Annotated in this window: 6 protein-coding genes and 1 pseudogene; 3 read left to right on the top strand and 4 right to left on the bottom strand. The window is 60.3% G+C overall.

Features of this window, described 5'->3' with window-relative positions:
* Positions 1-214: pseudogene (locus tag WJU23_RS18315) on the top strand (chemotaxis protein CheW); the annotation flags it as partial.
* A gap of 105 nt (positions 215-319) precedes the next feature.
* A complete protein-coding gene (locus WJU23_RS18310; protein ID WP_346334057.1) occupies positions 320-1,297 on the top strand; it encodes a lysylphosphatidylglycerol synthase transmembrane domain-containing protein in 978 nt (325 codons plus the stop codon).
* On the opposite strand, the gene WJU23_RS18305 is transcribed toward WJU23_RS18310, so the two are convergent.
* Positions 1,282-2,568, bottom strand: coding sequence for an NAD(P)/FAD-dependent oxidoreductase (locus WJU23_RS18305; RefSeq protein WP_346334056.1), 1,287 nt, complete (start codon positions 2,566-2,568; stop codon positions 1,282-1,284). The genes WJU23_RS18310 and WJU23_RS18305 overlap by 16 nt on opposite strands.
* A gap of 126 nt (positions 2,569-2,694) precedes the next feature.
* On the opposite strand from WJU23_RS18305, the gene trpC reads away from it, so the two are divergent.
* Positions 2,695-3,477 (top strand): indole-3-glycerol phosphate synthase TrpC, encoded by a 783-nt coding sequence (gene trpC / locus WJU23_RS18300; RefSeq protein WP_346334055.1) that lies wholly within the window; start codon positions 2,695-2,697, stop codon positions 3,475-3,477.
* A gap of 56 nt (positions 3,478-3,533) precedes the next feature.
* On the opposite strand, the gene WJU23_RS18295 is transcribed toward trpC, so the two are convergent.
* The 3 genes from WJU23_RS18295 to prmC all read right to left on the bottom strand — a co-directional run bounded on the left by WJU23_RS18295 (position 3,534) and on the right by prmC (position 6,348).
* The gene (locus WJU23_RS18295) at positions 3,534-3,974 is read right to left on the bottom strand and encodes a hypothetical protein (RefSeq protein WP_346334054.1); all 441 of its coding nucleotides are present in this window, start codon (positions 3,972-3,974) and stop codon (positions 3,534-3,536) included.
* 71 nt (positions 3,975-4,045) lie between these two features.
* Positions 4,046-5,308 carry a UDP-N-acetylglucosamine 1-carboxyvinyltransferase gene (gene murA, locus WJU23_RS18290; protein WP_346334053.1) on the bottom strand — a complete coding sequence of 421 codons (1,263 nt, stop codon included), beginning with the start codon at positions 5,306-5,308 and terminating at the stop codon, positions 4,046-4,048.
* Positions 5,309-5,499: 191 nt separating this feature from the next.
* Positions 5,500-6,348, bottom strand: coding sequence for a peptide chain release factor N(5)-glutamine methyltransferase (prmC, locus tag WJU23_RS18285; protein WP_346334052.1), 849 nt, complete (start codon positions 6,346-6,348; stop codon positions 5,500-5,502).
* Between the last annotated feature and the right edge of the window lie 82 nt (positions 6,349-6,430).

Here is a 6,430-nt window from a genome sequence, read left to right as displayed (position 1 = left end):
AAAAGGCAAGCTGAGCCCCGCCGAACTGATCCGCCTGCGCGTGCGCTACTTCAGTGACGGCTTGGTGCTAGGAAGCAAAGAGTTCGTCGAAAGCGTCTTTCAAGAAAACCGGTCCCTCTTTGGCCCCAAGCGCAAAGACGGTGCCCGCCGCCTCAGTGAATGCGACAGCGAGCTGTTTTCCCTGCGACAGTTACGTGTGCGGGCAGTGGACTGACGCCTTCGGATGGCATCCAGATGGACCTGCTCATCATTCGTGATGGTCGAAGCAGTCCTTCCTGACTTGCACGCCAGAGCCACAGGTTTTAAAACCTTGTGCAGCATGAAGCCAGAAACCGCCCCCACCCCCCGGAGACGATATTTGTTCCTGGCCTTTCGTGTCATCATCGCTGTGGCCTTGCTGATCTGGGTCTGGAACCGGCTGCAAAAGCAAGGTGCCGGAGATGTTTCCTTGCGCGGGATGGACGGCGGCTGGTTAACAGCAGCGTTTGCCCTCGGCGGCGTCTCTGTGCTGGGCTGGGCAGGCAGATGGTGGTGGTTCCTGCGTGTCTATGGGCTGCGCGCAAAGTATTCAGAACTGCTCCGGCTGACCTTGTTTGCCGATTTTTTCAACCTTTACTTCCTGGGCCCGCTCGGGGCAGATGGCATCCGGCTGCTGCTGCTTTCGCGCACGTTTCCTGAGCGGCGCGGGGCGATTGTCGGTTCTCTGATCCTGGATCATTTTGGAGGCCTTTTTGGAGGAGCCATCCTGTATTTGCTCTTCTCACGGCAGATCGCGCTGCCGCAGGCGGTCCAGTCTTCGGCGGACATCGGTCTCATCCTCTTCGTGGGCACCTGCTTCCTGGGCGTGGGCGTCCTGATGGAATCATGGGTTCAGCGCATCGTGGCCAGAATTCCAGGACTGAAAAAGCTCTCCACTAAATTCTCAGTCCTATACGCCCCGCCCATGCGCCAGCCCTGGCTGCTGGCCGGGTGCATCGTCTCCAGCCTGGGCACCGCCTGTGCCTATGCGGCTTACTGGGCAGCGGCCCGTGCCCTGGGGGCGGACGTCACCCTTACCGGCATGTTCGGGCTCATGCCGCTTGTGGATGTGATTGCCTCCCTGCCAATCACGATCAGCGGCATCGGCATCCGGGAAGGCCTGCTGGTGGAGTGGCTGGGGGACCAGGAGGGCATCGGCGCGGCCAAGGCCCTGGCTATCTCCCTCCTCGGTTTCGCAGCCCTAGGGCTATGGGGTCTCATCGGCGGCTTGTGGCTGGCCGCCTGGCGGCGGAAAGACCACCCTCACACCACGGCATAGTCCGCCGGCTCTTCACCATAGATGGCATAGCGGGACATGAAACGCAGCAGACGGCGGCTGTAAGGATGATTGGTCAGTCCCCCGCCAGCCATGCCGGAAATATTTTTCTCAAAGTGCCGCTGCATCATCATCCCGATCTTGCCCGGGAACATCTGGTGCATCCGGGTGCCTGTGCGTTGCAGAGCAAATATGTGCCCGCCATAAAACATGTCCACCAGCTCCTGCCAGGCGCACAGCATGTCGCGAAACCAGTCCAGGTAGGCCGCAAATGCCCGCTCCCAGTCATCCGGCCGGTTTTGCAAAATGGCATCGGCAAGCATTTCGGCAGAGGTCATGGCCATCGCAAGACCTGGGGAAAGCATCGGGTCCACAAAACCAAACGAATCTCCCACGCACACCCACCCGTCGCCATGACCCTGGTCGGAAATAAGCTGGTAATTCGCATAGGTCGTCACCGGGGTGATGCGCTTGCGGTTCGGGCAGGCATCCGCCAGTGGCTTGTTCTGGTCAATCACCGCCTCAAGCTGCTCCTCCGGCGTGCTGCCGTAAAGCTTGGCGTGATCCTTGTCAAAAACCACGCCGATGCTCAGCGCATGCAGCAGCGGGATGCGCCAGGACCAGCCGTGCTTCAGGCGGGTGATCACCGTCTGCCCAGATGGCACAGGCATCGTGCAGTTTTCATAATGGGCAAAGTGGGAGACATCCTTGCGGTCTCCGATGGCCGCCTTGATCCCCAGCAGCTTCGCAAACAGGCGGCGGCGGCCGCTCGCATCCACCAGCAGGTCCGGCTGTTTTCCATTCCAGTCAGGCACCAGAGCCAGGGTCTCCGCGCTCAGGCGCGGCACCTTTTCACCGCGCTCCGTCACACCCACCTCCAGCTTCACATTGCAGGGAATGAAACGCGCGCCTGCATCCACCGCCGTCTGGTGAATGAGGTCGTCAAAAGGCCGCCGGTGCACATTGTAGGCATAGGTGGGCAGCACCCCGCGCATAGCGGTGAAGGACAGCTCCAGTGCATCATTTTCATCAAAGATCCAGGTCACCCCCGGCTTGTAGGTGCCCAGCTTCGCCACCTCATCCTCAATGCCCAGGCGGCGGAAAACTGTCACCAGGCGTGGAATCAGTGATTCCCCCACGACCATCTCCGGGCGCCTGCCATCATCAAAGAAAACAGCGTCCACGCCTTCTTTGGCCAGCAAACAGGCCAGAGTCGCCCCGGCAGGACCGGCACCGACAATCCCAACACGAAAAGGTTTTGAAGCAATCTTCATGGGCGGAAAGTAGGTGCGCCCGGCGCAGGCGCAACCTTGAGAGCAGTTTGTCTAACTTTTTACCCGTCCTCCCCTGCAACCTGCAACTTGCACCCGGCCCGTTTCCCCCCATCTTCCGCACCCCTTATGAACAAGCTGGATGAAATCATCGCGCACAAGCGCACTGAAGTGGAACGACTGCTCCCGCGCCTGGAAAAGCTCCGCGCCGCCGCCACCCTCCGCGATGACTTTCGCTCCCTGGAAGACGCCCTCCGCCTGGATCCCACCCGCCTCGGCATGATCGCCGAGGTCAAACGCGCCTCCCCTTCCGCCGGGACCATCTCCGCCGAGTTTGATCCCCTCACCATCGCCCGGGGTTATGAAAAAGCCGGGGCCACCGCGCTCTCCATCCTCACAGATGAAAAGTACTTTCAGGGCCGCCTCGAATACCTCTCCCTCATCCGCGAGCAGGTGGACATCCCCTGCCTGCGCAAAGACTTCATCATCCACGAAGCGCAAATTTATGAGGCCGTCGTCGCCGGGGCCGATGCCATCCTGCTCATCGTCGCCGCGCTGAAGCAGGAGGAACTCCTCAAGCTCCTCGACATCGCCCACACCTTCCAGCTCGACGTGCTCATGGAAGTCCACGACCTGCCCGAGCTGGAGCGCGCCCTGGATACCGACGTGCGCATCCTCGGCATCAACAACCGCAATTTGAAAAGCTTCACCGTGGACATGGCCACCACCGAAGCCCTGGCCGAAGAAGTGCCCGATGACATCCTGCTCGTCTCCGAAAGCGGCATCAAAACCCCTGCCGATGCCGCCCGCCTGGCCGAAGCCGGCGCTGACGCGCTTTTGGTTGGGGAGACCCTCATGCGCAGCCAGAACATCCTGCTGGACTTGCCAGCGCTCCGGGCGATGAAGCCTTGAGGTGGTGAACCAAACCTGCACTTGCCTTTTGCGATGCTGGTCTGCTCATATTCATCTCAATTCTCTGGCAATAAAGCTGGCGCAACTCTGTAGCGGCGTTGTTTAGACGTGGGTAAGTGATCCCAAACAAACTGCGGAACCGGCGTGGCATCGCTCACGGAGGAACTCGTTACCCGGCCAGACGCAAAGTCGAAGACCTTAAAGTAACCGAGATCGCTTCCGTAGCCCCACAACCGCGAAGGATTCTCCCACCACAAGAACCAGCGCATCGCATCGGAACCGATATAATCAGTCACAAGCGTCTTGCCAGTGGATGTATCAACGACTGCAAAATCAACCAGTGACTTCTCGCGGCGAGTCACTTCCACGGTCATCGCACCAGACGGTGATGCATGTGAGCCGAAACTGTCAATGAACCCGGCGGGAGTTCCAGAGCCAGAACGACCGCAGGCACATAAAAAAACCATCAATGCGAGGATTGGCAAAGTGTATCTCATGTGTACCGGGACTCCGTATTACCGACCAAAGGTAATGAATGCAAACATGGTTATTCCGCTTCAAGATCCTCTCACTCCTTCACCCGCTCCAGCTCCGCGCCCAGCCCGGCCAGTTTGTCGTCCAGGTGCTCGTAACCGCGGTCAATGTGATACAGGCGGTTCACGTCCGTCTTGCCGCTAGCGACTAGGCCAGCCAGCACCAGGGCGGCGGAGGCACGCAGGTCGCTGGCCATGACGGGCGCGCCTTTCAGCACGCCACCGCCACGGATGCGGGCGGTCGCTCCCTGGAGATCAATGTGGGCACCCATGCGCTTCATTTCCGCCACGTGCATGAAGCGCTGCGGGAAAATGGTCTCGGTGATCGTGCTGGTGTCATCAATCACACAGGCCAGCGCACAAAACTGTGCCTGCATGTCCGTGGGAAATCCGGGATAACAAAGAGTGGTGAGATCGAAACCTTTGGCATTTGGGTTCGGCGCGATGGTGATGCTGTCCTTGCCGATCTCAATCGGGAAGCCGCAGTTTTTCAGCGTGTCCGTCACGGCCGTCATGTGCTCCGGCATGACCCGCTTCAGGGTCAGCCCGCTGCCGACCATGGCCCCGGCGCAGAGAAAGGTGCCGGCCTCAATGCGGTCCGGGATGACGGTGTGCTCGGCTCCATGCAGCTCCTTCACGCCTTCGATGACGATGCGGTTGGTGCCTGCGCCTTCGATCTTGGCACCCATCTTGATGAGAAAATTGGCCAGGTCCTCCACCTCCGGCTCGGCGGCAGCGCCGTCAATGATCGTGGTCCCTTTGGCCAGTGTGGCGGCCATCATCACATTGTCCGTGCCGAGCACTGTGGAGCCATGCTTGCCCATCAGGTTCATCGGACCGCCCTTGAAGCCTTTTTTGGCGTTCACGCTGATGTCCCCGCCATCCACCGTGATGACCGCGCCCAGCGCCTCCAGGCCTTTCAGGTGCAGATCCACCGGCCGGTCACCGATGACGCAGCCACCAGGCAGGGACACGGTGCATTTTTTCAGCCGGCCGGTCAGCGGCCCCAGCACACAGATGCTGGCGCGCATCTTCCGCACCAGTTCATAGGGGGCCACGGACTTGATCTTTTCCGCCTTCACCACCACCACACCGCTAGCGCGCTCCACCTCCGCCCCCAGCTCCCCCAGAATGCGTACCATGTAATTGGTATCGCTCAGGTCAGGCACACGCCGGATGGTGCAGGTGTCCTTCGTCAGCAGCGTGGCCGCCAAAATGGGCAGGGAGGAGTTCTTGCTGCCGCTGATATTGACGCGGCCTTTCAATGCTGCGCCGCCGTGAACGATGAGTTTTTCCATGTTGCCCGTCTAAGTGCGTCGCAGAAGCGCGGGTGCAAGCAGGAAGATGCATCTCAGTAAGAGAGCGACGTCTGCGGGACCTGCCGCTGAAAAAAAGCTACCGTGAAAGCCAGTTTCCACACGACAAATCCCGCAGACATAGGGCATTACCAGATTGTGATGCTCCAGTTACAAATTTTCAAAAAAATAAGTCAACTTTCTGCCGGGGCGTCAGCAAAGACGAAGCGCTGCACCCCGGCCAGGTCGGCATGTACCTGGGCTGCACCATAGCCCAGCCCGGTGGCGTGCTGCGCCGTGATATGCCCCTGATCATGCCCCACCTCCAGCGCGATGAGCGCCCCAGGGGCCAGCCTGGCGGGAGCATCTGCCAGGAAACGGCGTACAATATCCAGTCCGTCCGGCCCGCCATCCAGCGCAAGGAGGGGATCCCGCCGCACCTCCCGGCTCAGCAGTGGAATCTCCCCCCGGGGAATGTAGGGCAGGTTGCTCACGACGAGGTCAAAGGTGCCTGTGATTTTTTCAAAAAGGTCGCTGCGAAAGATTTGCACCTGGCTCAGGCCGAGCCGGCTGGCATTCAGCCGCGCCAGGTCCAGGGCCTCCTCGGAGATGTCGGCCAGCACCACCTGGCTGTCCTTCCATGCAGTGGCCAATGTCAGCCCGATGCAGCCGGACCCTGTGGCCATGTCCAGCACCCGGGCCGGGGGTGATTTGTCGTAGCGCTTCAGCAGCAAATCGCACAGATACTCCGTCTCCGGCCGCGGAATCAGCGCCCGGTGGTCGCTGACGAGTTCCAGCCCCAGGAAGTCCACCGTGCCCAGCAGGTGCTGAAGCGGCTCGCCATCGGCACGTTTTTTGATCAGGCCGCGCAGTTTTTCCAGATCCGTCTCAGGCAGCATCTCACCAAACCGGAGATACAGGTCCAGGCGCCGGCAGCCCAGCACATGGGCCAGCAGGTGCTCCATGTTCAACCGGGCCTCATCCACACCATGCTTCTCCAGATAGCCGGTGCCGGCGCGCAGGGTTTCTAAAAGAGGTTTCATTAGGAATGCAGACAGACCCCATACGGGATCTGGCCGCAGCGTCCAGAGATTCCATGAAAGTCCGGCCTTTTGCCCATGTCTG

The sequence above is a fragment of the Prosthecobacter sp. SYSU 5D2 genome (assembly GCF_039655865.1).
Classification (GTDB): domain Bacteria; phylum Verrucomicrobiota; class Verrucomicrobiia; order Verrucomicrobiales; family Verrucomicrobiaceae; genus Prosthecobacter.
The sequence above is the reverse complement of the archived record's forward strand: the minus strand, read 5'-3'. Positions and strand labels throughout refer to the sequence as shown.